This window comes from Nonomuraea sp. NPDC049028 (assembly GCF_043197735.1).
Taxonomy (GTDB): Bacteria; Actinomycetota; Actinomycetes; order Streptosporangiales; family Streptosporangiaceae; genus Nonomuraea.
Window position 1 is genome coordinate 362486 of the sequence record NZ_JBICTR010000007.1, and the last position, 25582, is coordinate 388067.

A 25582-nucleotide genomic window follows, 5' to 3' on the forward strand; every position below is an offset into this window, starting at 1 on the left:
TATGTCAAGCTACGCTATTGGCATACCATCGGTATGTCAACAGGGGTGGCGCGATGCACAAGGGCAGCAGGATCGAGCAGCGCGAGCAGACCCGGCGGATTCTGGTACGCGAGGGCAGGCTGTTGTTCGCGAGCCGGGGTTACGGGGCGGTGGGCCTGTCGCAGATCGTCGCCGCTGCCGGGGTGACCAAGGGCGCGCTGTACCACCATTTCGAGAGCAAGGCCGACCTGTTCCGTACAGTCCTGGAGCAGGTGCAGGGGGAGGTGGCCGAGACGGTGGCCGCGACCGCCGAGGTCCAGGACGACCCATGGGAGCAACTGGTGGCCGGGTGCCGGGCGTTCCTCACAGCCTGCACCAATCCGGACATCCAGCAGATCATGCTCATCGACGGCCCCGCAGTCCTGGGCTGGAGCGAGTGGCGCGCGCTGGACGAGGCCGCCTCCGCCCGCCATCTGGCCGAGGCGCTCTCCGGCCTCATCGAGGCAGGGGTTATCGCACGACAGCCGGTCGCCCCGCTGACTCACCTGCTGTCGGGGGCGATGAACGAGGCCGCCCTGTGGCTGGCCGGCTCCGGAGATCCCGGCGACCTGGACGACGTGTGGGCCGCCTTGTCCCGGATCCTGCAGGGGTTGCGCCTCGAGTGAGTGCGCGCATCGTTGTGTTCTACGAGTGGGTCTGGCAATGCGGTCAGTGGGTGGTCTCGCGACCAACCCGCCAAGGACCCTGAAGGAATCGGTCAGTGGGTGGTCTCGCCTCGACCAACCCGCCAAGGACCCGGAGGGATCGGTCAGCGGGTGGTCTCACCTGGGCTTATCGAGGTTCGGGCGGTCGCGCGCTGCCTGGTGCGGTGACCACAGTGGCCCCTGGGTTTGGTCCGGTCCCTGCGACAGTCCGTCGTGTCAGGGGCCCTGGAAGGTTTGTCCCGCCGGGTGGCCCGAAGGGGTTGCGCCGCCGGGCCACCCGGGCGGGATACCCCTTCGGGGAGAGGGAGAGCGGACATCCGGCGAACGTCCGTCGACACCGGACTAGCTTGCGGCGGAAGCGGAGCGTAGCAAGGTGTCCAAAAGGTGGATGGCGCCGCGTTTGTCCAGGGGCTCGTTGCCGTTGCCGCATTTGGGGGACTGGATGCAGGATGGGCAGCCGCGTTCGCATTCGCAGGAGGCGATGGCCTCGCGGGTGGCCGTGAGCCAGTCGGTGGCACGGGCGTAGCCGCGTTCGGCGAATCCGGCGCCTCCCTCGTGACCGTCGTACACGAACACCGTCAGCAGGCCCGTGTCCGCGTGAAGTTCCGTGGACACGCCGCCGATGTCCCAGCGGTCGCAGGTGGCGAAGAGGGGGAGCAGGCCGATGGCGGCGTGTTCGGCGGCGTGGGCGGCGCCGCCCAGGTCGAAGCCCTCCTGGGCCAGAGTGGCGACTTCTGAGGCGGGGAGCGTCCACCAGACCGCGCGGGTGCGGAGGGTACGCGGCGGGAGGTCCAGGGGCTCGTCGCCGAGCATCTCGCCGGACTGGAGGCGGCGTTTGAGGTACGAGACCACCTGCCTGGTCACCTCCACCTCACCGAAGTGGAGGCTGCCGGGGCCGAGGTCGTGCGAACGCAGGGAGGCGAGCACCGAGATCTCCGTCACGTCGCGCGCGAACGTCGTGTAGTCGGGCTCCGCACCGCCCACCAGGGCGACGCCGGCTTCGAGGTCGAGGAGCTCCACCAGGTACGTCTCACCCTGATGCAGGTAGACGGCGCCGGTGTGGACGGTGGTGTGGGCGGACGGCTCGTCCACGCTGCCGAGGAGACGGCCGGTCGCGGACTCCACGACCTGGATGGGCGCCCCTCCGCCGCCCCTGATATCGGCCAGGTCGGTGGCACGTTCGCGCCTGGTCCAGAACCAGCCTGCGGGGCGCTTTCTGAGCAGGCCCTCGGTGACCAGGTCGTCGAGGACGTTCGGGGTGGTGGGGCCGAAGACGGGCAGGTCGGCGTCGGTCAGCGGGATCTCCGCGGCGGCCGCGCAGAGGTGGGGGCCGAGAACGTACGGGTTGTCCGGGTCGAGCACGATCGCCTCTACGGGCTGACCGAAAAGGGCCTGGGGGTGGTGTACGAGGTAGGTGTCGAGGGGGTCGTCCCTCGCGATGAGTACGGCGAGTGCCTCCTGGCCGTCGCGGCCGGCTCGGCCCGCCTGCTGCCAGAGGGAGGCGCGGGTGCCCGGCCAGCCGGCGATCAGGACGGCGTCCAGGCCGGAGACGTCCACGCCGAGCTCAAGGGCGTTCGTGGTGGCCAGGCCCATGATGGAGCCCGAGCGGAGGGCCTTCTCCAGGAGCCTGCGGTCTTCGGCGAGGTATCCGGCCCGGTAGGCGGCGATCCGGTCTGGAAGGTCGGCCCAGTCGGCGGACTCGGACTCGGACACGGGCACGGACACGGGCACGGACTCGGGCACGGACACGGGCACGGACGCTCCCCAGGACAGCGTTCCCTGGTCTGAGCCTGGTGGAGCGGTGCCCTGGTCTGGGAGCGGTGTGGTGGTGCTGCGGGTGGAGGGTGCCGGCCGAGTGCCCTGGTCTGAGGGCGGTGGGGTGGAAAACGCTGGGTGAGTGTCCTGGGTGGGGGATGACAGGGAAGGGCGGTGGTCCGGGGACGCCATGGGGACGTCGTGGTCTGGAGACCCTGGGTGAGGGGCAGAGGGGAGCGGGGAAATGCCCCGGTCCGGGGGGATGGCGTGGCCACCAGACAGGGGGAGCGCGCCGGGATGACCTCCTGCCGGGGCGAAGGCCGTACTCGATGAGCCGCCAATCGGGGTCCCGGCCAGGGAGAAGGCGACGTCGGCGAGTTTGGCGCGGGCGGTCAGGGCGACTGTCTCGGCGCCGCGTCGGGAGCGGACGAAGGCGAGGGTGCGGACCTTCGCCAGGACGAGGTCCGTGAGGAGGTCCGCGGCCTCCGCGGTGGCCGTGCGGCGCACCGGAGCCCCCCTCTCGCCCCGTAGCTCGGTCAGGGGCGGCTCCCAGAGCGCGATGGTCGTCGCACCCTTGGGAGACCCGTCCGACGTCACCTCGGCCATCTCAAGCCCCGTCAGCCGCATCGCGAACGCCCCCGGCTCGCTGGCCGTCGCTGAGGCCAGCAGGAAGACGGGCTGCGAGCCGTAGCGGGCGCAGACGCGGCGCAGGCGGCGCAGGATCTGGGCCACGTGCGAGCCGAACACCCCGCGGTAGCCATGGCACTCGTCCACCACGACCATCCGCAGCCGCCGGAAGAACGACGACCACTGGGCGTGCCGGGGCAGGATGCTGCGGTGCAACATGTCGGGATTTGTTAGTACGTAGTTGGCGTGCTGCCGGACCCAGGTACGTTCCTCGAACGGCGTGTCGCCGTCGAAGCAGGCCGCGCGGAGCTGGGTGATGCGGAGCTCGCGGAGGCCGCGGAGCTGGTCGGCGGCCAGGGCCTTGGTAGGCGTGAGGTAAAGGACCGTGCCGCCGCCGAGGCAGGAAGTGACCGCCGGAGTGAGGTACGCGAGCGACTTCCCGGATGCCGTTCCGGTGGAAATGATCACATTTCGGCCACGATGGGCCAGATCAGCGGCTTCGTACTGGTGTGGCCACAATCCCGGGATTCCGCGGTTCGCCAAGCGCGTAACCAGGAGTTCCGGCGCCCATTTCGGCCAACCCACTTGACCCGCCTGACGTGCTGGAACATGCTCCACATGAGTGACGCGCTCATGACGTGCGGGAACACCGAGCAGGTGACCGAGGAGTGGACCTGGCCGGTGTGGGGAGGAAGCGGAGGAAGTCACTGTTTCCAGTCTGCATCCGTGGGCAAAGTCGCCGGGAATCGTGATTTCGTATAGACACAAGCCAGACGCGTGGTTGAATGCCGCGCGTCAGGGTCAGACGGTCTGGAGCCCCGTTCCAGACTGCCAGGCCCGCAAGGGTACTTTCGCAGGCGAGGCGCTGGAGGATCTGTGGATCTGAAGTTGGATCACCACAACGAGGACCGACTCACCATCGTCGAGGTTGAGGGTGAGATCGATGTCTACACGGCGCCGAGATTGCGTGAGCTCCTCATCGACCTGGTGAACAAGGGCAACTTCCACCTTCTCGTGAACATGGAGAAGGTCGACTTCCTCGACTCGACGGGCCTCGGTGTCCTGGTCGGGGGGCTCAAGCGGGTTCGGGCGCACGACGGTTCGCTCGAGCTGGTGTGCACGCAGGAGCGCATCCTCAAGATCTTCCGGATCACCGGACTCACCAAGGTCTTCGGGATCTACGCTTCGGTCGACGAGGCCAAGGAAGCTCACGGCAAAGACAAGTAGTCATGGCTACCGTCGAGCTGACGTTCAGCGCCCTCCCCGCGCATGTGCGGACCGCCCGGCTGGTCGCGACGGCGATCGCCCGGCGCACCGGCGTGGAGGAGTCACTGCTGGACGAGGTCAGGCTCGCCGTCGGTGAGGCCTGCTCCCGGGCGGTTGAGGCGCATCGCGCGCACTGCCCGGGAGAGCCCATCCGCATCGAGCTGAAAGACGACTCGGGACGGTTCGAGGTCACGGTCAGCGATCAGGCCCCCAGCGATGAGATCAAGCAGGAGCAACCTCTCGATTTGGGCATGCTCTCTGACTCGTTCATGTCGGGGTTCGGCATCGCGGTGATCGCGGGGCTGGCCGACGACGTGGAGGTGTTCCCCAGTCCGAAGGGGATGCGCATCCGCATGAGCTGGCCCGCCGCCACCAATGGTCACGCGCCAATTTAAGACAATCTTTCTTTTACGGCACGGCACGGTGGGCCCCGCCCGCCGACCGTGGCTGAGCCCTGTCCAGGGGTACGCTCCTCTGGTGATACGGGGCTGGGCGCCGATACGAGGCACGGCACCCATGGCTTCCACAAGCCAACAGCCAGAGAGCACCAAGCCACCCGACGGCCAAAGGGCACCAGCCGACAGCCGTAGGGCCGTCGCCGTCCCTTCCTAGTGACCGGCCGGGTCGTGGGTATCCATGGCCCGGCTCTGGCATGTCATCCCGGCCGTTGGCCGCTGAGGACATCTCCCAGCCGGTTGCGGGCCGTGCCCCACAGCTCGGCTTCGGCGTGTCGTCCCTCTGGGATGTCCCAAACCCATGTTTCGGGCGTGTCGTATCGGGCACCTTGTCATGGCCGTAAACCCGGGGAAATATCGGTTGTCAGATGGCAAATCGCCTTGCTGGCTGGGGATTACTGGGGGATTACTGGACGCGTGGCCAAATAGCGACCGGCAGAGCCTTCATATCCGCGCAGCCCGTGCGTAGACTCCCGGCACCGGCCAAGGTGATCCGGCGAAACTGCGGACTCAACCGGAAGCGGCACCCACAACCCGGATGGTGCCGCACCAGCCCGCCGATCTTTGCGCACCGCCCGGGCAGGACGACCGGTCTTGCCGAGGAGAACGATGTTTAGGCACATGCTGGCGGTGGAGCCAGCGTCCAATCTGGCCCTGAGCGGTAACAATCTCACCATCGTGATCGTGGTCGCCGCGGTCGCACTGATCGCCCTAGCCGTCGCCGGCGGCTTGGTGCGCGAGGTGCTGTCCGCCGACCCCGGCACGGAGCGCATGCAGGACATCGCCCGTGCCGTACAAGAGGGAGCCGCCGCCTATCTCGCGCGGCAGTTCCGCACGTTGGCGGTCTTCGTCGTCGTGATCCCTTTCCTCCTGCTCCTGCTACCGGGTGAGACCGATGTGCGCATCGGCCGCTCGATCTTCTTCGTGGTCGGGGCGGTATTCTCCGCGCTGACCGGCTTCATGGGCATGTGGCTGGCCGTACGCGGAAACGTACGCGTCGCGGCCGCCGCCCGTGAGGCGGGCGAGAAGCGCGCCATGCGCATCGCCTTCCGTACGGGCGGCGTGGCCGGCATGTTCACCGTGGGCCTCGGCCTGCTCGGTGCGGCCGTCGTCGTCTTCGTCTACCAGGGTGACGCGCCCGGTGTCCTTGAGGGCTTCGGTTTCGGCGCGGCGCTGCTGGCGATGTTCATGCGAGTCGGCGGCGGCATCTTCACCAAGGCCGCCGACGTGGGCGCCGACCTCGTCGGCAAGGTCGAGCAGGGCATCCCAGAAGACGATCCGCGCAACGCGGCGACGATCGCCGACAACGTGGGCGACAACGTCGGCGACTGCGCGGGCATGGCCGCCGACCTGTTCGAGTCGTACGCGGTCATGCTGGTCGCCAGCCTCATCCTGGGCAAGGTGGCCTTCGGCGAGCAGGGACTGATCTTCCCGCTGATCGTGCCCATGATCGGCGTGCTCACCGCGATCATCGGCATCTTCGTCACCCGGATGCGCGACGGCGACCGCAGTGGCATGGCCGCCATCAACCGCAGCTTCTTCATCTCGGCCGGGATCTCCGCCGTGCTGGTCGCGGCGGCGGCGTTCTGGTACCTGCCCAGCACCTTCAGCGACCTGACCGGCTCGGCCGTGCAGTCCACCGCCAACCCGCGGCTCATCGCCATCGGCGCGGTGATCATCGGTCTGGTTCTGGCCGGCGCCATCCAGCTGCTGACCGGCTACTTCACCGAGACGACCAGGCGTCCGGTCCGCGAGATCGGCGAGAGCTCGGCCACCGGGCCGGCGACCGTCATCCTGGCGGGCATCAGCGTCGGCCTCGAGTCGGCGGTCTACTCGGCGCTGATCATCGCCGGCGCGGTCTACGGCGCGTTCCTGCTGGGCTTCGGGAACGTGACGATCGCGCTGTTCGCGGTGGCGCTGGCCGGCACCGGCCTGCTGACCACGGTCGGCGTCATCGTCTCGATGGACACCTTCGGCCCGGTATCCGACAACGCGCAGGGCATCGCCGAGATGTCCGGTGACGTCGAGGGTGAGGGCGCGCGCGTGCTCACCAGCCTCGACGCCGTCGGCAACACGACGAAGGCCATCACCAAGGGCATCGCGATCGCCACGGCGGTGCTCGCGGCGACCGCGCTGTTCGGCGCGTTCCGCACGGCCGTGGAGCTGGAGCTCGGCAAGGCGAGCCAGGCGGCCAAGGAGGCGCTCGGCGCGTTCTCCACCTTCAGCCTGAGCATCGACCAGCCCAACGTGCTCGTCGGCCTGGTCATCGGCGCGGCGGTCGTGTTCCTGTTCTCCGGGCTGGCGATCAGCGCGGTCGGGCGGGCCGCGATGCGCGTGGTCTTCGAGGTACGCGACCAGTTCCGCAACCACCCGGGCATCATGGACGGCACCGAGAAGCCCGAGTACGGCCGCGTCGTCGACATCTGCACCCGTGACTCGCTGCGCGAGCTGGCCACGCCCGGCCTGCTGGCGGTCATGACGCCGATCGCGGTCGGGTTCGCCCTCGGGTACGCGCCGCTGGGCGCGTTCCTGGCCGGGGCCATCGCCTGCGGCACGCTCATGGCGGTCTTCCTGTCCAACTCGGGCGGTGCCTGGGACAACGCCAAGAAGCTGGTCGAGGACGGGCACCACGGCGGCAAGGGCTCCGAGGCCCACGAGGCCACGATCATCGGTGACACGGTCGGCGACCCGTTCAAGGACACGGCCGGGCCGGCCATCAACCCGCTGATCAAGGTGATGAACCTGGTGGCGCTCCTGGTGGCGCCCGCGGTGGTCCTGTACGCGGGCAACCCGGCCCTGCGCATCGGGATCACGGTCGTGGCGGTGGGCGTGGTGGTCGGCGCCATCCTCGTCTCCAAGCGCCGCTCGGTCACCAGCGAGTCGGCCAGCAACGACAACAACCGGGAGCAGCAGCCGGTGGCTTCCTAGCGACCCCGTCCGGACGCCCGCTCCTCCGAGGTCTGGGGGAGCGGGCGTTCCGCATTTCAAGAAACGAGAAGGATCGCGGGTCAGGTGCGGCACCCGCCGCCCCCGGTGGGAAACTGGGCGGATGGAAGACAAGCGGCCCAGCGGCGGCAAGGCGCTGGCCTACATTCTGCTGGCGATGCTGGCCATCCTCGCGGTGATCGTCGCGCTGGGTGTGTGGGCGACGAGAGGAACATGAGCACGTGCGTACGTTGATCGTGCTCCGCCACGCCAAGGCCGCGCAGGTCCCCGGCCTGGAAGACAGCGAGCGTCCGCTGACGCACCGGGGCGAACGCGACGCGAAGCGGGCCGGCGACGAGGTGCGGGCCCTCGGGCTGGCTCCCGACCTGGTGCTGTGCTCCCCGTCCCTGCGTACGAAGCGCACCGCCGAGCTGGCCTTCCCCGAGGTGGCGGTCAGCTATGAGCGTGACGTCTACCAGGCATACCCCGAGGAGCTGCTGGCGCTGGTCAAACTGACCGATCCAGAGCTGGAGACGGTCGTGCTGTGCGGTCACAACCCGGGCGTGCACGAGCTGGCGATCTCGCTGGCCGGGGGCGACTACGGGTTCCGGCCGGGGTCGTTCGCTGTCATCCGTACGGAAGCGAACTGGGTGGACCTGTGGCCGGGCGAGGCGCAGCTGATCACCCGCTGGGACCCCAAGGAGGGAGAGGTCAGCGGGTGAGCACGCCGTCCTCGGCGTCCGCCGCCTCCACCTCGTCCCGGGAGATCCCGAGCAGGTAGAGGATCGAGTCGAGGTAGGGGGTGTTGACCGCGGTGTCCGCCGCCTCCCGGACGACCGGCTTGGCGTTGAACGCGATCCCGAGCCCGGCCGCCGCGATCATGTCGAGGTCGTTGGCCCCATCACCGATGGCCACCGTCTGGCTGATCGGCAGCCCCGCCTCGCGGGCGAACCGCTCCAGCGCGCGGGCCTTGCCCGGCCGGTCGACGATCTCGCCGACGACGCGGCCGGTGAGCTTGCCGTCGACGACCTCCAGCACGTTCGCCGCCGAGTAGTCGATGCCCAGGTCCTCGACCAGGCTGTCGGTGATCTGGGTGAAGCCGCCGCTGACGATGGCGAAGCGGTAGTCGAGCCGCTTGAGCGTGCGGACCAGCGTACGGGCGCCGGGGGTGAGCACGACCTGCTGCCGTACCTGCTCGAACACCTCGGCCGGCAGCCCTTCGAGCAGCGCGACCCGGCGGCGCAGGGACTCGGCGAAGTCAAGCTCGCCGCGCATGGCCTCCTCGGTGACCCGGGCGACCTCTTCGAGGCAGCCCGCGTGGCCGGCCAGCAGCTCGATGACCTCGCCCTGGATGAGCGTCGAGTCGACGTCCATGACGACCAGCCGCTTGGCCCGCCGGGACAGACCGGTGCGCTGCACGGCCACGTCGACGTGCAGGGCGGCGGCCTCGGCGGCCAGCTCGACGCGGAGCGCGCTCGGGTCGGCGCCGGAGACCGACAGCTCGATGCAGGTGACCGGCCACTGGGCGAGGCGTTCGATGCGGTCGATGTTGGCGCCGGCGGCGGCGATGCGTCCGGCGATGCCCGCGATGGCGGCGGGCTGGAGCGTCGCGCCCAGCACGCTGACCGACAGGCGGCCGCGCCGGCGCTGCTCCTTGGTCTGGGAGCCGGTGGAGAGCTCCAGCTCCAGGCCGAGGTCCTCAGCCACCCGTTCGACGGCGGTCCACATGGCGCCGAGTGTGCTGCCGGTGCCGGTCGACGGACCGCCCGCGTAGGCGACGAGCACGCCGAGCGTGAGCCGCCCGCGGATGACGACCTGCTCGATGTCGGCCACGGTCACCGGAAAACCCGACAGAACTGAGAAGAGCCTCGAGGTGACGCCCGGTCGGTCCGGGCCGGTCAGGGTGATCAGGAGGGTGCGCTGGTCCACATTGAGCCAGGCTACTGGGCGTACCCTGACACATGAGCACGAGGGGCCACTATCGGCGCAGCAGCAAGTGGGTGTCACCGAACTCGTGCCAGAGATACCCCTCCCGCAACGCCGCCATGTAGGCGCGGGCGAGCGGCTCCCGCTCGGCGATCGCGGTGAGCATCATCAGGTGGCTTGACCTGGGCTCATGCAGCCCGGTGAGCAGCCCGCTCACGGCCTTGACCCCGACGTCTGGCGTCACGATGTGCCTGGTCCAGCCCGCCGAGGCGGCCACCAGCCCGTCGCCGCCGACGGCCGTCTCCAGCGCGCGCACCACGGTGGTGCCGGCGGCCACCACCCGGCCGCCGTTCGCCGTGGTCAGGTTGACCAGGCGGGCCGTGGCCGCGGGCACCTCGTACCGCTCCGCGTAGGGCGGTTCGTCCTTCTCCGGCGAGGCGACCCCGGTGTGCAGGGTGATCGGCGCGATCCCGACGCCGCGCGCCACCAGAGCCGTGACCAGCTCGACGGTGAACGGCCGGGCCGCGCTCGGCATCTCCGCGCTGCCCGGCACGGTGGCGAAGACGGTCTGGTAAGCGTCGAGCGGCCAGTCGCGCGACACGTAGGAGTAGCGGATCGGCACGCCGTGATCGCGCAGGTACGCCTCCACGTCACGGTCGAGCCTGGCTCGCCACAGGCGCGGCGTCTCGCGTTCGATGAGCCGCAGCGTCGCCCGTCCGGGCAGCGGCAGCCATTCGCCCGGCTCGCCGCCGCCGTACGGCTCGGAGGACTTCGAGGTACGGCGGCGCAGCTCGACCAGCCAGGTGCCGTCCTCGCGCGCGGTGGAGAAGTGCACGGCGAGCCGGTCGAGCCTGATGGCGGCGGGCAGCGTCGCCGAGTTGTTGACCACGATCAGGTCGCCGGGGTCGAGCAGCCCCGGCAGGTCGGTGAAGCGGCGGTGCTCCGGCGGGAGATGGCCGCGCGAGACCAGCAGCCGTACCGAGTCGCGGGTCAGCCCTCGGGCCTCGGGCGGCTCGTGCGCCGACAGGGTGTCCGGCAGCGCGAAGTCGAGCGCGGCGGTCATTGCAGGCTCACCCGGCCGCTGGCCGGACGGGCCCTGACCAGGTCGTACAGTGCCGCGGCCACCTTGGCGGGGTCCGCCCCGCCAGCCGCCTCCTCCGCGCCGACGGCGTCGGCCAGCATGCGGGTGTTCATCTCGCCGGGGTCGGCCCACCAGACGGCCAGGTCGGGTTCCTCGGCCGACAGGACGTTGGACAGCTGCTCCAGGGCGGCCTTGGTGGCGCCGTAGCCGCCCCAGCCCTCGTAGGCGCCGGTGGCGGCGTCGGAGGTGATGTTCACGATCGCGCCGCGCGTGGCGCGCAGCGCGGGCAGCGTCGCCTGGATGAGGGCCAGGGGAGCGATCACGTTGGTCTCCAGCAGGGCCCTGAACTCGTCCCTCGGGTACACCGACAGCGGAGGCAGCGGGGTCACGCCCAGCCCGCTCGCGTTGTTGACCAGCAGGTCCAGCTGGGGTACGGCCCGCGCGAGCCGCTCGACATGTGCCGGGTCGCTCACGTCACCGGCGATTGCGGTGGCGCCCAGTTCGGCCGCGACCCGCTCCAGATCCGCCGCGCCGCGGGCGGTGAGCAGGAGCTCCCATCCGGCGCCGGCGAGTGTCGTCGCCAAGGCCAGGCCGAGGCCGCGGGAGGCACCGGTGATCAGTGCGGTGTTCGTCATGTCTTGACGGTAGGAGCGCGGAACCGGCCGTACATCGGGCTGAGGGGCCGCCTCCGCCTGGGCACATGGACCTAGGACCAATGGCGCCCGGGCATGACCGCCCAGGACCATAGAGTGGGTGCCGTGGCCTCCGACAGGGACGAGATCATGCAGGCGGTGAGCACCGCCGTGCTCGCCGTGACCCGGCACCTTTCGGTGCGCGAGGTGCTGCAGGTCATCGTCCGCTCGGCCCAGCGGCTGCTCGACGCCCGCTACGCCGCGCTCGGCGTGCCGGACGAGGACGGCTCGTTCGCCGAGTTCGTCGCCGAAGGGCTGACCGACAAGCAGTGGGACGCGATCGGCCCGCTGCCCAGGCAACACGGCATGCTCGGCGCGATGCTCCGCGACGGGGCTCCGGTACGCCTGCCCGACCTGCGCGAGGACCCCAGGTTCGAGTGGTGGCCCAAGGCGCACCCGGTGATGAAGGACTTCCTCGGCGCCCCGATCCGCGACGGCGAGGAGGTGCTCGGCATCATCTTCTTGGCCAACAAGCGCTCGCCCGACGGGTTCACGGAGGCGGACCAGGACTTGCTCACCCTGTTCGCCGCGCACGCCGCCATCGCGCTGACCAACGCCAGGCTGTACGAGCGGGGCCGCGAGCTGGCCATGCTCGAAGAGCGCAACCGGATGGCCCGCGAGCTGCACGACGCCGTCACCCAGAAGCTGTTCTCGCTCAGGCTGACCGCGCAGTCCGCCGCCGTCCTGCTGCCCAGCGCCCCCGACCAGGCCGCCGCCGAGCTCGAACGCGTGCAGCGCCTGGCGGGCGAGGCGCTGGCCGAGCTCCGGGCGGTGATCGTCGAGCTGCGCCCGGCCGAGCTGGACCGGCACGGGCTGGCGGAGACGCTGGGCAAGCACGTACGCCTGCTCGACCGGCTCCATCCCGCGAGCGTCACCTTCGAGTGCGGCGAGCTGCCGCCGCTCGAGTCGGCGGTGGAGGTGGCCGTGCTGCGGGTCGCGCAGGAGGCGCTGCACAACGCGCTCAGGCACTCGGACGCCGGCCACGTCGAAGTGCGGCTGGCCGACGAGGGCGGCAAGCTGGTGCTGACCGTACGCGACGACGGCAAGGGCTTCGAGCAGGCCGAGTCGCGCGGCCTGGGCCTGGTGTCGATGAGGGACAGGGCGGAGTCCGTGGGCGGCGTCATGACCGTCGCCTCGGCCCGCGACGAGGGGACGACGGTCCGCGTGGAGGTGGGCGTGTGATCCGGGTGCTGATCGCCGACGATCACCCAGTGGTACGACAGGGCCTGCGGACCTTCCTCGACCTCCAGGAGGACATCACGGTCGTCGGCGAGGCGGCCGACGGGGCTCAGGCCGTGGAGCTGGCCGACGAGCTCGTTCCCGACGTGCTTCTGCTCGATCTGAAGATGCCGGTGCTCGACGGGCTCGGCGCGCTGGGCCGGCTCTCGGGGGCGCTCCCCAGGGTGATCGTGCTGACCTCGGTGAGCGATCGGTCCGACGTGGGTCCGGCGATGCGGGCGGGCGCCTCCGGGTTCCTCTACAAGGACGTGGATCCGAACGCGCTGGTGCAGGCGGTGCGGGCCGTACATGGAGGGCAGGTGCTGCTCGCCCCCGAGGCGGCGGAGGCGATGCTGTCCGGTGGCAACGGCGCGCCGTCGCTGACGGGTCCGGTGTCGCTGACGGAACGCGAGCGCGAGGTGCTGGCGCTCATCGCCGCCGGTCAGTCCAACCGCGAGATCGCCAGGAGCCTGTCGGTCGCCGAGAAGACGGTCAAGACGCACGTGTCCAACGTCCTGATGAAGCTCGGCGTCCAGGATCGCACCCAGGCCGCCCTGTACGCCGTCCGCCACGGGTTAGCTTGACCTCGCGATTCAGGATGACCTCGCGATGTGGATGGCCAGCTGAGTGCGGTCGCGTAGCCGCAGTTTGCGCAGGATGCTGGAGATGTGGTTCTTCACCGTGCCCTCGGTGATGAACAGCCGCCTGGCGATCTCCCGGTTGGTCGCACCATCGCCGACCAGGACGGCCACCTCGTGCTCGCGTTCGGAGAGCTGGTCGGCGAGGTCCGGCGTGGCGGGGGCGCTGCGCAGCTCGGCGACCACCCGCTCGGCGGCGACTCCGCCCAGCACGGTCTCGCCCCTGGCCGCCTTGCGGATGGCCGCCACCAGCTCGTCGGGCGGGGTGTCCTTGAGCAGGTAGCCACGGGCGCCGGCGCGCAGGCCGCCGAAGATGTAGTCGTCGTCGTCGAACGTGGTCAGGATGATCGCGGCGATGTCCAGCCGGGCGACCAGCTCGATCCCGTCCATCCTCGGCATCCGCGCGTCCACCAGCGCCACGTCGGGCCGGGCCGAGGGGAGCAGGTCGAGCGCGGCCAGCCCGTCGGCGGCCTCGCCCACGACCTCGATGCCCTCCTCCAGCTCCAGGAGCTTGCGCAGGCCCTGGCGCATCAGCACCTGATCGTCCACGATCAACACCCGGACGATCACAGGGCCGCCCCCGTTCCGGCCGGCAGGTTGACCCGTAACGCGAATCCGCCCTCCGCGCGGCTCCCCGCGTGGAGTGAGCCGCCGAGCGCGGTGACCCGCTGGCGCAGCCCGGCCAGGCCGTGCCCGCCGCAGACCTCCTCGTCCGCCGCGCCGCGCCCGTCGTCGGTGACGGCCAGCTCGACGCGGCCGTCCGAGGCGCCGAGCACGACCGCCACGCGCCGCGCCCCGGAATGGCGCGCGGCGTTGGTCAGCCCCTCCTGCAACGCCCGGTACATGACCAGTTCGGCCTCCTCGTCAAGCGCCGGCCCCGCGCCCTCCGCCTGGAACGTGACGTCGAGCCCGGTGCCCTCGAACGAGCGCGCCAGCTCGGCCAGCGCGGTGGCGCCCGCCTTGCCCTCCAGCGCCAGCGGCTTGAGCGCCCGCACCCAGCGTCTGGTGTCGGCCAGGGCCTCCACGGTGAGCTGCTGGGCCTGCCGCACCTCGGCCCACGCCTCGTCGGGGCGGGCCGAGCGGTAGCGCTGGGCGTTCTCCAGGCCAAGGTTGATCACTGTGAGGTAGTGGCCGACGGAGTCGTGCATCTCGCGCGACATGCGAGCCCGCTCCTCGGCCACTGTGAGCTCGCCCACCCTGGCCGCGTACCGCCGCAGCTTGGCGTGGGCGTCGGTCAGCTCGGCCAGCAGCCGTTCGTTGTCGGCGGCGCGCTGCCTGGCGCCCAGCAGCACGCGGGTGGCGATCAGCGCCCACACCGTGAACACGGCCATCACGATCGTCTCGGCGAGCGACCGCCAGGCATCTCGCCCCATCATCAGATTCGCGGTCAGGGTGAAACCCACCGCGACCGCGCTGAACCACACGCCGCCGCCGAACCCGAACACGGAGACGATGTGCGTGAGCACCACCACCACCAAGGGGATGGTCGTGATCGCGCTCCCGGTGCCCATCCCGCCCAGCGCGGCCAGCACGAAAAGGAGGCTGACCGCTCCATGGGTCCGCGAGGCCGCCCGATTCCACCGCAGGAACGGCCACATGCCCAGCATCGCCAGGGGAGGCACACAGAAGAACCACAATCTGTGGTCACCGGCCGCGATCTGGAGCGCGGACCAGAGAAGGATCAGGTCCGAGCCGCCGAAAAGGGCGCTCAGAATGTACGGGGCCCGCTCATCGGTGCCATGTGTCCAACGATCACTTCCGGCCACGCTTCCACGCTAACAGCGGGGATGGCGAAGCCCTCGGGGTCGGCGGCCGAACATGACCTGCGACACATACGAAGACAGGCCGTGATCGGTCTGGGGCAGGATTCGCCCGGCTCGGCCGATCTTTACGTTCGGCGATATGAACAACGCTTTCGTCAATGCTTCGACGGCCGGGAAACGCGGCACCCATCCGCTCGTGACGGTCCTGCTGGCGCAATTGATCTACGCCGCGGGGATCGTCATCGGAATGGCGCTCCTGCTGCCTCTCGGCATGCTCTTCCCCGGCAGGCAGTCGGGCCCGCTCTTCGCGGTCCTGCTGCTGCTGACGAACGTGATCCAGCACGCGCCGATCTTCGCGCTGCTGTGGCTCTGGACGCGGTTCTACGAGAAGCGCCCGTTCGTCTCGCTCGGCCTCACCTGGAGCCGCGGCGCCTGGCGGCAGCACCTGATCGGCTTCGGCCTGGGCGCGGCCTTCATCGCGGGCTGGCTGGCCCTGCAGTACGCCACGGGCAACCTGCGCGTGGACGGATCGCGGTGGAACTTCGCCCTGCTCTACCTGCTGCCCGTGGCCTACCTGGCCAGGGTCATCATGATCGCTATCGAGGAGATCCTCTTCCGGGGCTGGATCCTGCAGAGCGCCGGGGCGCGGTGGGGCGTGCCCGCGGGCATCGCCGTGTCGTCCGGGGCGTTCGCGCTCTTCCATTTCGTCGGGCCGCTGATGCTGATCGCGCCGCTGCACACCTTCCACTGGGTGCTCGCGACCAACCTGGTGCTCTGGTCGGTGCTGGCGGCGCTGCTCACGCTGACCGGGCGCAGTCTGTGGGCGGCCATGGCGTTCCACGCGACCCCGCTCTGGCTGGCCACCTACGCCTTCGTGGTGGCTGTGCCAGGGCAGCGGCTGCCGGACATGGCCGTGCTCCTGCTGAGCCAGCCGAAGGCGAGCCCGCTGGCCGGGGAGGCGGCGCTGGCCGGACCCTTCACCGGCCTGCCGACCACGCTCCTGCTGGCCGTCCTGTGCGCGGGCGCCCTCGCGGTCTACCTGAGGAGGTCTCGCGTGAGGGAAGTCACGGCCGCCGCCTGACCGTTACGGAAACCCGCGTGCGGCTATGGCCTGACCGGCTCGAAGATGGAGTGGTGCGCGGCTACGAGGGCGCGGCGTACCGCGCGGTCGAGCTCGCGCAGGGCCTCGCCGCTCGCGGCGATCTGGCCCGAGGTGAGCCCTCTCTCGTCGGCCACCCGCAGCACCGCGTCAAGCCGTGTGGCCAGAGTGGAGACGCGGTGCGCCCGTCCCGGATAGCCGGGGGCCAGCTCGCCACCGAGCCGTCCCAGCCGGTCGGGCCGCTCCGGTGCGGGGCCGTCGACCGAGGCCAGCGCGTCTGTCGCCGACCGCATCGCGATCGACAGCTCTCGCTCCGCCTCGGCCACCGAGGGCAGGTCCAGGCGTACGGGCCCCGAGGGGTGTACGGCCAGGCGTACCCCCACATAGGACGACCCGCGCAGGTCGGGCGAGGGCACGAGCCCGAGGCAGTGGCCGGAGAGCACCGCGATGACCGCCTGACCGGCCTCCACCGCGGCCGCGTTGAAGGCGGGCGGGCCGGAGAGGCCGAGCGGGTCGCCGGGCGCGGGCAGTGCGAGCCGGAGCTCGGTCAGCCCGTCGGTTCGCAGCTCGGCGAGGTAGGCACGCAACGGCAGGTCGCCCACGACGGGGCCCACGACGGGATCCACGGCAGGGCTCGCGGCGGGGCCCACGACGGCTGGACCTGCGGCGGCTTCGACCCGGTCCACGGCCTCGTCGAGGCCGACGTGACCGGCGAGCCAGGCGTTGCCCCAGGCGACCAGCGGAGGAGAGACAGGTGATTCAGGAGGCACCGATCCACGATATGCGCTCGCCCTGCAATAGGTTTGTCCCGAGCGTTACTCCTAAAGGAGGGATACGGGGATGGGTGGTCAGGTGCTGCGGCTCCAGGACGTCGCCGTCCGGCGCGACGGAGCAGCCCTGTTGCGCGGCATCGACTGGACGGTCAACGAGGACGAGCGCTGGGTCGTCATCGGGCCGAACGGAGCAGGCAAAACGACCTTGTTGCAGGTCGCGGCGACGCTGCTCTATCCGAGCGAGGGGATCGTGGAGGTGCTCGGCGAGCGGCTGGGTCAGGCCGACGTCTTCGACCTGCGGCCCCGCATCGGCCTGGCGAGCGCCGCGCTGGCCGAGCGCATTCCGCCGGAGGAGAAGGTCATCGACCTGGTCCTGACGGCGTCCTACGCGATCATGGGCCGCTGGACCGAGGAATACGACTCCAACGATGTCACCAGGGCCGTCGAGCTGATCGACATGATGGGTGCCGCGCATCTGATCAGGCGCAGGTTCGGCACTCTGTCCGAGGGTGAGCGTAAACGGGTGCAGATCGCCCGTGCGCTGATGCCCGACCCCGAGATGCTGCTGCTGGACGAGCCGGCGGCCGGGCTCGACCTGGGCGGCCGGGAGGACCTCGTACGCCGGCTGTCGGTGCTCGCCAACGACCTCCGCTCACCCACGCTGGTGCTGGTCACGCATCACGTGGAGGAGGTGCCCAACGGGTTCACCCACGGGCTGCTGCTCAAGCACGGCTCGGTCGTGGCCCAGGGGCCGCTGGAGCACGTGATGACGGCCGACAACCTGTCGCAGACGTTCGGGGTGCCGCTGACGCTCGACCGCAGCGCTGAAGGACGCTGGTACGCCCGTGCGCACTAGACGTTGGTACGCCCGCGCGCACTAGATCGCGTCAATCCGCTGAACGCCCATTAGCATTTACCAAGGCGATCCCCTCGGCCTCGGAGCGTTGGCATGTCCACGGAGCAGCTCATCGTCGCCATCGTCGTCGTCGCCGCGGTGGGGTTCGGGGTGACGCGGACGGTCCGCATCATCCCCCAGGCGACCGCGGCGATCATCGAGCGGCTCGGCCGCTATCACCGCACGCTGAAGCCGGGGCTCAACCTGGTGGTGCCGTTCGTCGACCGGATCAAGGATCTGATCGACCTCCGCGAACAGGTCGTCTCGTTCCCGCCACAGCCGGTGATCACCTCCGACAACCTCGTGGTCTCGATCGACACCGTCATCTACTTCCAGGTGACCAATCCGAAGGCGGCCACGTACGAGATCGCCAACTTCCTGGTCGGCGTCGAGCAGCTGACCGTCACCACGCTGCGTAACGTGGTCGGCGGCATGGACCTGGAGAGCACGCTGACCTCCCGCGAGGAGATCAACACCGAGCTGCGCGGCGTGCTCGACGAGGCGACCGGCAAGTGGGGCATCCGGGTCAACCGGGTCGAGCTCAAGGCCATCGACCCGCCGTCCTCCATCCAGGACTCGATGGAGAAGCAGATGCGCGCCGACCGCGACAAGCGGGCCGCGGTGCTGGCCGCGGAGGGGCAGCGGCAGGCGGCCATCCTGACGGCGGAAGGTGAGCAGCAGGCGGCGGTCCTGCGCGCCCGTGGCGAGGCGGAGGCTGCCGTGCTGCGCGCCCAGGCGGAGGCCGAGGCTCAGGCCATGCGGGCCAAGGGGCAGGCCGACGCGATCGGGATGGTGTTCAAGGCCATCCACGAGGGCAAACCGGACCAGCGGCTGCTCGCCTACCAATACCTGCAGATGCTCCCCGAGATCGCCAAGGGTGACGCCAACAAGATCTGGATCGTCCCGTCGGAGATGGGCCGGGCACTGGAGAATCTGGGCGGTCTCTTCTCGCCGCCCAAGGATGACCCCGACCGGTAGCCGGGAAAGGATCCGCCTCTAAGCTCTGTCGGATGACAGTGTGGGAGGCGGTCGCGGTGTTCGCGGCGGGGGTCGCGGCCGGAGCCATAAACGCGGTGGTCGGGTCGGGCTCGCTGATCACCTTTCCCACGCTCGTGGCCGTCGGCATCGACCCGGTCGTGGCGAACGTCTCCAACAACATCGGCCTGGTGCCCGGCTCCTTCACCGGCGCGTACGGCTACCGTGCCGAGCTCGCCGGGCAGCGCGAACGGCTGCTGCGCCTCGGGCCCGCCTCGGCGATCGGCTCGCTGATCGGCGGGATCCTGCTGCTGTTCCTCGACCCGAGGGTCTTCCAGGTCGTGGTCCCGGTGCTGATCGGGCTGGCCTGCGTACTGGTCGTGGTGCAGCCCAAGCTCAACGGCTGGCTGTCGGCCCGGCGCGAGAACGACGATCCCCACGGCGGGGTGCTGCTCTGGCTCGGCGTGCTGGGAGCGGGAATCTACGGCGGCTACTTCGGCGCGGCCCAGGGCGTGCTGCTGATCGGGCTGCTCGGCAGCTTCCTGACCGAACCCCTGCAGCGGGTGAACGCGGCCAAGAACGTGCTCTCCCTGATCGTCAACGGCACCGCGGCCGTGCTGTTCGTCTTCATCGCCCACGTGGATTGGTGGGCGGTGCTGGCGGTGGCGCTGGGGGCCACGGTGGGTGGGTTCGTCGGGGCCAAGGTCGGTCGCCGCATCCCGGCTCCGGTACTGCGGGGCATCATCGTTTGTGTGGGGATCGTGGCGATTATCAAACTGGTGTACGGATAAATACCAGGCATTCTGGGTATAAATCCGTACATGAAGGGTGATCGGGTGGAGATCGTCATCGACGCGGGCGACTCATCCCCGCGCACCTACGAGATCGCCGCCACCCGCGCGGGCCGCCGTGTCGAGGTGGCCACGCGGCGGGGGCTGGTCGAGGTCAGTGAGGTGACCAGGAGCGGCACCGCGGTGCGTACGGCGCGGTTCATGTCCAGCCGGATCCTGGCCCTGGTGGAACATCCGGCCGACGAGAGCTGAGTCAGCGGAAGTCGGCCGCGTGGTCGGTGGCCCACTGACGGAAGGTCAGCGCGGGGCGGCCGAGGAGCTTCGGGACCGTGTCCGTGATCCGCTCCGGCGTGTCCACGAACGCGCCCCAGCCCGCGAGCGCGCCGTCCACGAACCGGGCATCGCCCCAGGCGGCCAGCAGTTGCTCGCGGGCGACGTCCAGCGGCTGCTCCGCCCACCGGACCTCCCGCCCGGCCGCCTCGCCGATGATCCGCGCCTGCTCGGCCTGTGACAGCTGCTCGGGCCCACTGAGGACGTACTTGCCCCCGGCGTGCCCGGCCGAGGTGAGCACATGCACGGCCACCGCCGCGATGTCCTTCTCGTGGATCAGTGACCTGCGCGCCTCCCCGTACGGCCAGCGCACCACGCCCTGCCTGACCTGGTCGGCCCAGCCGAGCGTGTTGGCCGCGAAACCGACGGGCCGGAGGAACGTCCAGCTCAGGCCAGTGTGCCTGATCAGGCGTTCCACCTCCTGGTGGAACAGCGTCGGCGATTCACCATCGGCCAGATCCTCGACGTCGGCCGACAGGTAGACGACCCGGCGCGCGTGGGCGGCGATGACCTCCACCACGTCCCGGGCGGTCTCGGCGGCGAAGCCGGGCCAGATCAGGAAGACGGATTCGACGTCCTTCAGCGCCGGTTCCAAGGTCTCGGGGACGGACAGGTCGCCCTTGACCGCCTCGACCCCTTCCGGGAGTTTCGCCCGGTCCGGGTCGCGGACCAGGGCGCGGACCTGGAGGCCCGCCCCGGCCAGCTGGGAGACCACGTGCTTGCCTACGTTGCCGGTCGCGCCGGTCACCAGAATTCTGCTCATGGACAGGACCGTAGAACTTCAACCAATGTTTAGGTCAAGCTCCGTACCTGGAACGGCTCAGGCCATGCTCGGCCGTACCTGGAGCGTGCCGTCGCTGCGGATCCGGGTCTCGAAGGTCGGCGCGGGCGCGGTCGCCGGACCGTGCTTGACCGAGCCGTCCACCAGCCGGAACGTGCTGCCGTGCCAGGGGCAGACCACGCACGCCTCGCCGTTCTCCACGACGAGCCGGCCCTGGTGGAGTGGGCCCGCGAGGTGCGAGCACCGGTCGGCGAGCACGGTGACGCCGGAGCTGTGCCGCAGTACGAAGAGCTGGATGTAACCGAGCCGCCGCGACACGGGGCGACCCTGAGGCAGGTCGTTGACCAGGCAAAGGTCGTGCCAGCCCAACGGTACGAGATGGGTCACCTGGGGCGCGTGGTTGGCGCCCGCCGCCTGCCGATAGGCCAGATTCCCGCCCAGGTAGGCGCCGAGACCGCCGACGCTCAGACCGGCGATGGTCAGCATCTTGCCGGCGCGCTCGTTCCCGCGCAGCCGGGCCAGGAGCGAGGCGGAGAAGAACCCCAGCGCGGTCACGTTCGACAGCATGTGGACGAACCCGACACGCTGCTGCTCGCGATGGAGAGACGACCAGTCGGTCAGGCCGGCGGCCGCGGTGGGCAGCGCGCTGCCGATGCCCGTGGCCAGCAGGAGTCGCGCGGCCCGGGGATCGGTGCTGGTCCAGTCGAGCACCGCGGTAGACGTCCAGCAGCCCAGGCTGAAGGTGGCGAGCGGCGGGTGCAGTGGTTTGCCCGTGGGCACGCCGTGCAGCCAGTCGCGCAGCCGTCCCGGCCGGATCCCCTTGCGTATGGCCTTGGCCAGCACTCGGATCGGCTCGTCCATGGCTTTGGACCTCTCGAGCCGGTCGGCCAGGTCGACCGGCCCCACGAAACGCCGCGACTGCCGCCTTCTCGCTCGTACTTTCTCTTTCACGACAAGTCCCCTACCCCGGCCATAAGGGCATCACTCGGACAGGTGGCCCCTGGCGATGGAGAGCTCGACCAGCTCGAGCGCGTACGCCCCGAGCGACGGCGAGCCGTCCTCGATGAGCCGTACCTTCTCCTTGACCTGCGCGGCCGTCACCTTGAACAGCGGCCAGGTGCCGCCCTCCGTGTGATGGTTGGCCAGGATCGGCGCGAAGCGGTCGAGCGCTCGGGCGAACTTCGCCTCCGGCGTCTCCCTGGCCTCGAACTCATCCCAGAGTGCCCGCATCGCCGCCCCCTGCTCACCCGGGAGCAACGCGAAGATGCGGTCCGCGGCGGCCCGTTCCGCTGCGGGCTGGGCGGCCACCGCGGCCGTGTCGTAGATGAAGGTGTCACCGGCGTCGATCTCGACCAGGTCGTGCACGAGCAGCATGGACACCACCCGTTGGATGTCGGTGTCGGGTGGCGCGTGCTCGGCCAGGACCATGGCCAGCATGCCTACGTACCAGGAGTGCTCTGCGTCGTTCTCTCGCCGTGAGCCGTCCATGAGATGGTTGCGGCGGATGATCCGCTTCAACTTGTCGATCTCGACGGCGAAGGCGATCTGGGCGGTCAGGCGGTCCTCTTCTGGTGCGATAGTCACGCGCGACACCTTAATGTGCGGTGATCACCCCGGTTGGCAAAATCGTCACCGGAACCCCATTGAACACGGCATTTCCCGACGGAACGTCGATTGTCGACTCATCGGTCAGTATGTTCGCGCTCACCCCGGCGTGTTCGGCGGCGATCAGCTGAGCGCTGCCCGCGTGTCCCCAGCCGTGGGGCAGGCTGACCACGCCCGGCATGATCGTGTCGGTGGGTTCGAGCGGCACTCTGAGCTCCCCCGTGGCCGAGCGGACCAGGGCCTCCCCGTCCAGCCCGAGCCTGGCCACGTCGGCCGGGTTGATCTGGAGCGTGCAGGTGTTGCTGCCGCCGACCAGCGGGGCCACGTTGTGCAGCCAGCTGTTGTTGGAGCGCAGGTGGCGCCGCCCGATCAGGACGATCTCCGGCGGCTCCTGCTCCAGCCCGGCGCGCAGCCGCTCCACGTCCTCGATGAGCTGCGGTGGCGCGAGCTCGATCACCCCGGAGGCGGTCCTCAGCACCTCGCCCAGCCGGGGCTCCAGCGGCCCGAGATCCAGCCCGTGCGGGTTGTCGAGCAGCTTGCGCAGCGACAGGTCGCCCTTGCCCGTCCACTCTCCGTACGGGCCCAGCTTGAGCATCAGGTCGAGCCGTCGCTCGGCCCCGCAATCGCCTTCGAGCGCGGCCCGCAGCTCGGCCACGTCGCGCCCCTCCACGCCCGAGCCCGGCAGGCCGACCGCCTTGCGCAGCATCTGGTCGAGGACGAACTCGTCGAGATCGCCTTCCAGCCCGGAGGCGATCATGGTCAGCCGGGCCAGGATCTGCGCCTCCGACGGCTGCCCGTCCAGCGGCAGCGACGGCGGCGAGTAGCGGGCGTAGTTGCGCACCGCGAAGTTGAGCAGGGCGAAGTCGTAGTGCCCCGACTGGAGGGCCCGCGGCGGCGGCAGGATGACGTTCGCGTGCTTGGTGGTCTCGTTCAGGTAGGGGTCGACGCTGATCATGAAGTCGAGCCGCTCGAGGGCCGCGTCGAGCCGGGTGCCGTGTGGCGCGGAGAGCACCGGATTGCCGGCCACGGTGAGGAGGAACCGGATCTGCCCGTCACCGGGCGTCTCGATCTCGTCGGCGAGCGTGGCGACCGGCAACTCGCCGTTGGCCTCGGGCAGGCCCCTGACCCGGCTCTTCCACCGGCCCACGGTGTAGGGGCGGCGGGCCAGGCCGAACTCGGTGGCGGGTTTGGCGAACATGGCGCCGCCGGGCCGGTCGAGGTTGCCGGTCAGCACGTTGAGCACGTCCACCAGCCACTGGGCCAGCGTGCCGAACTCGGCCGTACACGTGCCGATCCTGGCGTAGACGGCCGCCGTCCTGGCCGCCGCCAGCTCCCTGGCCAGCCGGACGATCACCTCGGCGGGCACGCCGGTGCGGCGGGACACCACCTCGGGCGGGAAGTGCTTGGCCGCTTCGCGTAACTCCTCCAGGCCGTTGACCTCATGGGACACCGTGGTCAGGTCCTCGGCGAAGAGCGTGTGCGTGATCCCGAAGAGCAGGTAGGCGTCGGTGCCCGGACGTACGAACACGTGCTCGTCGGCCAGTCCGGCGGTCCTGGTGCGGCGGGGATCGACCACGACGAGCCGGCCGCCGCGGGCGCGCAGCGCCTTGAGCCGGCCGGGGAAGTCGGGCGCGGTGCACAGCGAGCCGTTGGACTCCAACGGGTTGGCGCCCAGCATGAGCAGGTAGTCGGTCCGGTCGAGGTCCGGCACCGGGACGGCGAGCGGATGACCGAACATCAGCCCGCTGGCGACGTGCTTGGGCATCTGGTCGGCGGTGCTGGCCGAGAAGATGTTGCGGGTGCCGAGGGACTTGAGCAGCGGCGTGCCGTAGAGCTGGCCCGCCATGTTGTGCACGTTGGGGTTGCCGAGATAGACGCCGACCGATTGGCGGCCGTGCCGCTCCGTGACCTGGTCGAGGCCCTGCTTGACGGCGGCGAACGCCTCGTCCCAGCCGACCTCGCGCCAGAGCTCGCCCTCCCTGATCAGCGGCTTGCGCAGCCGGTCGGGGTCCTCGTCCAGGCGGCCCAGGCTGGCGCCCTTGGGGCAGATGAAGCCCTTGCTGAACGGGTCCTCCTTGTCGCCCCGCACGCTCGTCACGTGCCCGCCCTCGTCGAGGGTGAGTGTCAGGCCGCACACGGCCTCGCACAGGGGACAGGTCCGGTGAACGGTCGACGTCATCACGGCTCCTGAGTTCGTCGGTGGAACTCATCTTTGCTCGTACGACACATATGGGGAAGCCCCGGAGCCCCCGCGGTCTCCGGGGCTTGCACTGGGGAGCGTTCGGCCCAGGCCCGAGCCGCCACTCCCCAGGTCATGGGCAGGCAGTCAGCCGACCTGCGGCAGGGCGAACGGCCTGGCCAGATCAGGGGGCTCCTCGAGGTCGGTCCTCAGAGAGGCCCAGGCGCGGCCGTAGAGCCGGTCGAGTCCGGGGGAGACGGCGCCGGGCAGCTCCTCACGCCGGACGATCTCCACGATCAGCAGGTGCGCCCATTTGCGGTGCCGGTAGACGTTGGCGCTCCTGGCCCAGCACGCCGCCGCGATCTCCTCGGCGTACGCCTCGAACTCCGCGGCGGAGATGCCCGCCCTGGTCATCACCAGGGCCTTCTCGCCCGTACGCGTGGGCGTGATCCACAACACCAGCGGGATCCGGCCCGCGCGGGTGTGCATGGTGGTCTCCAGGCAGGTCTTCTGCAGCCGGTGCCTGGACGCCACGCACCAGAAGTGCGCCATCACCCAGTTGCGACCGGTCCTGGTCACCGCGGGCGCGGAGATCGCGCTGGTCAGCATGATGAACGGCCACCACCGGCCCTGCTGGGTGGCGCCCAGGAGGGTCAGCACGAACAGGCTGAGCGCCCCGATCAGCAGCAACTCGGTACGAATCCGCCAGAGCCTGGCCAGCAGGCCGGTACGGGTGGGCGGCAGGTCCTCGTTGGCGGGGTAGATCTGGTTGCGCGGGTTCCTCGACATCTCAGGACACCTCCTCGGCGATTCGGGAGGGGATCGTGAGCTGGTCGAATCGGGGGTCGCGGTAGCGACGAGCGCCGAATCCGATCTTGGCGACGGTCCAGCCGCGCCGGTAGGCGAACTCATCCGGCTCCATGCAGATTTCTCGATCCGCCCATGCCATGAGTTCCCGGATCCGGGTCTTGATTCGGCTGAGTCCCTTGGTACCTTGTGAGTACATGGAACACCTCTTTCGCGGCATTACTCGAGGTGGGTTCTTTCGCCGGATCGCAGGCTGATGACCGGTGGCGCCGCAGGGTGGCAGCCCTTTTGAGCGGCTAATAGGTGGTCAGCCTGGGT

Annotated in this window: 25 protein-coding genes; 12 read left to right on the forward strand and 13 right to left on the reverse strand. The window is 70.0% G+C overall.

Annotation, left to right across the window (positions count from 1 at the left end):
• The first annotated feature begins 53 nt into the window (after positions 1-53).
• Positions 54-644, forward strand: coding sequence for a TetR/AcrR family transcriptional regulator (locus tag ACGFJ2_RS28885; RefSeq protein WP_393473418.1), 591 nt, complete (start codon positions 54-56; stop codon positions 642-644).
• Positions 645-1025: 381 nt separating this feature from the next.
• Here the strand turns inward: ACGFJ2_RS28885 and ACGFJ2_RS28890 are convergent, their stop codons facing one another.
• Complete coding sequence (locus ACGFJ2_RS28890) at positions 1026-3533, reverse strand: DEAD/DEAH box helicase (RefSeq protein ID WP_393473421.1); 2508 nt, start codon at positions 3531-3533, stop codon at positions 1026-1028.
• Positions 3534-3941: 408 nt separating this feature from the next.
• Between ACGFJ2_RS28890 and ACGFJ2_RS28895 the strand changes: the two genes are divergently transcribed.
• The 4 genes from ACGFJ2_RS28895 to ACGFJ2_RS28910 all read left to right on the forward strand — a co-directional run bounded on the left by ACGFJ2_RS28895 (position 3942) and on the right by ACGFJ2_RS28910 (position 8433).
• Complete coding sequence (locus ACGFJ2_RS28895; RefSeq protein ID WP_020542579.1) at positions 3942-4292, forward strand: STAS domain-containing protein; 351 nt, start codon at positions 3942-3944, stop codon at positions 4290-4292.
• A 2-nt stretch (positions 4293-4294) separates the two neighbouring features.
• Positions 4295-4726, forward strand: a complete 432-nt coding sequence (locus ACGFJ2_RS28900; protein ID WP_225299083.1) for an ATP-binding protein — start codon at positions 4295-4297, stop codon at positions 4724-4726.
• Positions 4727-5395: 669 nt separating this feature from the next.
• A complete protein-coding gene (locus tag ACGFJ2_RS28905; RefSeq protein ID WP_357954528.1) occupies positions 5396-7714 on the forward strand; it encodes a sodium-translocating pyrophosphatase in 2319 nt (772 codons plus the stop codon).
• 239 nt (positions 7715-7953) lie between these two features.
• The gene (locus ACGFJ2_RS28910; protein WP_393473426.1) at positions 7954-8433 is read left to right on the forward strand and encodes a SixA phosphatase family protein; all 480 of its coding nucleotides are present in this window, start codon (positions 7954-7956) and stop codon (positions 8431-8433) included.
• Here ACGFJ2_RS28910 and serB read toward each other — a convergent pair.
• From serB to ACGFJ2_RS28925, 3 genes are read right to left on the reverse strand one after another with little or no spacing between them, the layout of a single operon-like run.
• Positions 8423-9640: a phosphoserine phosphatase SerB gene (serB, locus tag ACGFJ2_RS28915; RefSeq protein WP_357954532.1), complete on the reverse strand. Its 1218-nt coding sequence runs from the start codon at positions 9638-9640 to the stop codon at positions 8423-8425. The genes ACGFJ2_RS28910 and serB overlap by 11 nt on opposite strands.
• 49 nt (positions 9641-9689) lie before the next feature.
• A complete protein-coding gene (locus ACGFJ2_RS28920) occupies positions 9690-10700 on the reverse strand; it encodes an S-adenosylmethionine:tRNA ribosyltransferase-isomerase (protein ID WP_393473430.1) in 1011 nt (336 codons plus the stop codon).
• Positions 10697-11353 (reverse strand): SDR family NAD(P)-dependent oxidoreductase, encoded by a 657-nt coding sequence (locus ACGFJ2_RS28925; RefSeq protein ID WP_393473433.1) that lies wholly within the window; start codon positions 11351-11353, stop codon positions 10697-10699. The genes ACGFJ2_RS28920 and ACGFJ2_RS28925 overlap by 4 nt, the downstream gene beginning before the upstream one ends.
• A gap of 123 nt (positions 11354-11476) precedes the next feature.
• On the opposite strand from ACGFJ2_RS28925, the gene ACGFJ2_RS28930 reads away from it, so the two are divergent.
• Positions 11477-12592: a GAF domain-containing sensor histidine kinase gene (locus ACGFJ2_RS28930; protein WP_358180348.1), complete on the forward strand. Its 1116-nt coding sequence runs from the start codon at positions 11477-11479 to the stop codon at positions 12590-12592.
• Entirely contained in the window at positions 12589-13212 is a 624-nt protein-coding gene (locus ACGFJ2_RS28935) for a response regulator (protein WP_393473437.1), read from the forward strand. Before ACGFJ2_RS28930 ends, ACGFJ2_RS28935 begins: the two co-directional genes overlap by 4 nt.
• 9 nt (positions 13213-13221) lie before the next feature.
• On the opposite strand, the gene ACGFJ2_RS28940 is transcribed toward ACGFJ2_RS28935, so the two are convergent.
• Positions 13222-13821, reverse strand: a complete 600-nt coding sequence (locus ACGFJ2_RS28940; protein ID WP_393473440.1) for a response regulator — start codon at positions 13819-13821, stop codon at positions 13222-13224.
• Between the two features lie 11 nt (positions 13822-13832).
• On the reverse strand, positions 13833-15032 hold the full coding sequence (locus ACGFJ2_RS28945) for a sensor histidine kinase (RefSeq protein WP_393473443.1): 1200 nt from the start codon (positions 15030-15032) through the stop codon (positions 13833-13835).
• A 136-nt stretch (positions 15033-15168) separates the two neighbouring features.
• Between ACGFJ2_RS28945 and ACGFJ2_RS28950 the strand changes: the two genes are divergently transcribed.
• On the forward strand, positions 15169-16110 hold the full coding sequence (locus ACGFJ2_RS28950) for a CPBP family intramembrane glutamic endopeptidase (protein ID WP_393473446.1): 942 nt from the start codon (positions 15169-15171) through the stop codon (positions 16108-16110).
• Between the two features lie 23 nt (positions 16111-16133).
• Here ACGFJ2_RS28950 and ACGFJ2_RS28955 read toward each other — a convergent pair whose 3' ends face one another.
• Complete coding sequence (locus ACGFJ2_RS28955) at positions 16134-16898, reverse strand: hypothetical protein (protein WP_393473449.1); 765 nt, start codon at positions 16896-16898, stop codon at positions 16134-16136.
• 70 nt (positions 16899-16968) lie between these two features.
• Here ACGFJ2_RS28955 and ACGFJ2_RS28960 point away from each other — a divergent pair, with 70 nt between their 5' ends.
• The 4 genes from ACGFJ2_RS28960 to ACGFJ2_RS28975 all read left to right on the forward strand — a co-directional run bounded on the left by ACGFJ2_RS28960 (position 16969) and on the right by ACGFJ2_RS28975 (position 19814).
• Positions 16969-17757, forward strand: coding sequence for an ABC transporter ATP-binding protein (locus ACGFJ2_RS28960; protein ID WP_225299059.1), 789 nt, complete (start codon positions 16969-16971; stop codon positions 17755-17757).
• Positions 17758-17850: 93 nt separating this feature from the next.
• On the forward strand, positions 17851-18774 hold the full coding sequence (locus ACGFJ2_RS28965) for an SPFH domain-containing protein (protein WP_357954550.1): 924 nt from the start codon (positions 17851-17853) through the stop codon (positions 18772-18774).
• Positions 18775-18806: 32 nt separating this feature from the next.
• Positions 18807-19562: a sulfite exporter TauE/SafE family protein gene (locus ACGFJ2_RS28970; protein ID WP_357954553.1), complete on the forward strand. Its 756-nt coding sequence runs from the start codon at positions 18807-18809 to the stop codon at positions 19560-19562.
• 30 nt (positions 19563-19592) lie between these two features.
• Complete coding sequence (locus ACGFJ2_RS28975) at positions 19593-19814, forward strand: hypothetical protein (protein ID WP_357954555.1); 222 nt, start codon at positions 19593-19595, stop codon at positions 19812-19814.
• 1 nt (position 19815) lies between these two features.
• On the opposite strand, the gene ACGFJ2_RS28980 is transcribed toward ACGFJ2_RS28975, so the two are convergent.
• The 6 genes from ACGFJ2_RS28980 to ACGFJ2_RS29005 all read right to left on the reverse strand — a co-directional run bounded on the left by ACGFJ2_RS28980 (position 19816) and on the right by ACGFJ2_RS29005 (position 25379).
• Entirely contained in the window at positions 19816-20655 is an 840-nt protein-coding gene (locus ACGFJ2_RS28980) for an NAD(P)H-binding protein (protein ID WP_393473455.1), read from the reverse strand.
• A gap of 57 nt (positions 20656-20712) precedes the next feature.
• On the reverse strand, positions 20713-21624 hold the full coding sequence (locus tag ACGFJ2_RS28985) for a Rieske 2Fe-2S domain-containing protein (protein ID WP_393473458.1): 912 nt from the start codon (positions 21622-21624) through the stop codon (positions 20713-20715).
• Between the two features lie 30 nt (positions 21625-21654).
• Positions 21655-22266, reverse strand: coding sequence for an HD domain-containing protein (locus ACGFJ2_RS28990; RefSeq protein WP_357954561.1), 612 nt, complete (start codon positions 22264-22266; stop codon positions 21655-21657).
• Between the two features lies 1 nt (position 22267).
• A complete protein-coding gene (locus ACGFJ2_RS28995) occupies positions 22268-24457 on the reverse strand; it encodes a molybdopterin-dependent oxidoreductase (protein ID WP_393473461.1) in 2190 nt (729 codons plus the stop codon).
• Between the two features lie 147 nt (positions 24458-24604).
• Entirely contained in the window at positions 24605-25246 is a 642-nt protein-coding gene (locus ACGFJ2_RS29000; RefSeq protein WP_357954565.1) for a hypothetical protein, read from the reverse strand.
• 1 nt (position 25247) lies between these two features.
• Entirely contained in the window at positions 25248-25379 is a 132-nt protein-coding gene (locus ACGFJ2_RS29005; RefSeq protein WP_393473465.1) for a hypothetical protein, read from the reverse strand.
• Between the last annotated feature and the right edge of the window lie 203 nt (positions 25380-25582).

Bases quoted from the DNA above. Each gene is read 5' to 3' on its own strand.
- ACGFJ2_RS28980 (WP_393473455.1), bottom strand. From the start codon at position 20,655: ATGAGCAGAATTCTGGTGACCGGCGCGACCGGCAACGTAGGCAAGCAC.
- ACGFJ2_RS28905 (WP_357954528.1), top strand. From the start codon at position 5,396: ATGTTTAGGCACATGCTGGCGGTGGAGCCAGCGTCCAATCTGGCCCTG.
- ACGFJ2_RS28965 (WP_357954550.1), top strand. From the start codon at position 17,851: ATGTCCACGGAGCAGCTCATCGTCGCCATCGTCGTCGTCGCCGCGGTG.
- ACGFJ2_RS28885 (WP_393473418.1), top strand. From the start codon at position 54: ATGCACAAGGGCAGCAGGATCGAGCAGCGCGAGCAGACCCGGCGGATT.
- ACGFJ2_RS28920 (WP_393473430.1), bottom strand. From the start codon at position 10,700: ATGACCGCCGCGCTCGACTTCGCGCTGCCGGACACCCTGTCGGCGCAC.
- ACGFJ2_RS28995 (WP_393473461.1), bottom strand. From the start codon at position 24,457: ATGACGTCGACCGTTCACCGGACCTGTCCCCTGTGCGAGGCCGTGTGC.
- ACGFJ2_RS28925 (WP_393473433.1), bottom strand. From the start codon at position 11,353: ATGACGAACACCGCACTGATCACCGGTGCCTCCCGCGGCCTCGGCCTG.
- ACGFJ2_RS29005 (WP_393473465.1), bottom strand. From the start codon at position 25,379: ATGGAGCCGGATGAGTTCGCCTACCGGCGCGGCTGGACCGTCGCCAAG.
- ACGFJ2_RS28970 (WP_357954553.1), top strand. From the start codon at position 18,807: ATGACAGTGTGGGAGGCGGTCGCGGTGTTCGCGGCGGGGGTCGCGGCC.
- ACGFJ2_RS28975 (WP_357954555.1), top strand. From the start codon at position 19,593: ATGAAGGGTGATCGGGTGGAGATCGTCATCGACGCGGGCGACTCATCC.
- ACGFJ2_RS29000 (WP_357954565.1), bottom strand. From the start codon at position 25,246: ATGTCGAGGAACCCGCGCAACCAGATCTACCCCGCCAACGAGGACCTG.
- ACGFJ2_RS28950 (WP_393473446.1), top strand. From the start codon at position 15,169: ATGAACAACGCTTTCGTCAATGCTTCGACGGCCGGGAAACGCGGCACC.
- ACGFJ2_RS28960 (WP_225299059.1), top strand. From the start codon at position 16,969: ATGGGTGGTCAGGTGCTGCGGCTCCAGGACGTCGCCGTCCGGCGCGAC.
- ACGFJ2_RS28900 (WP_225299083.1), top strand. From the start codon at position 4,295: ATGGCTACCGTCGAGCTGACGTTCAGCGCCCTCCCCGCGCATGTGCGG.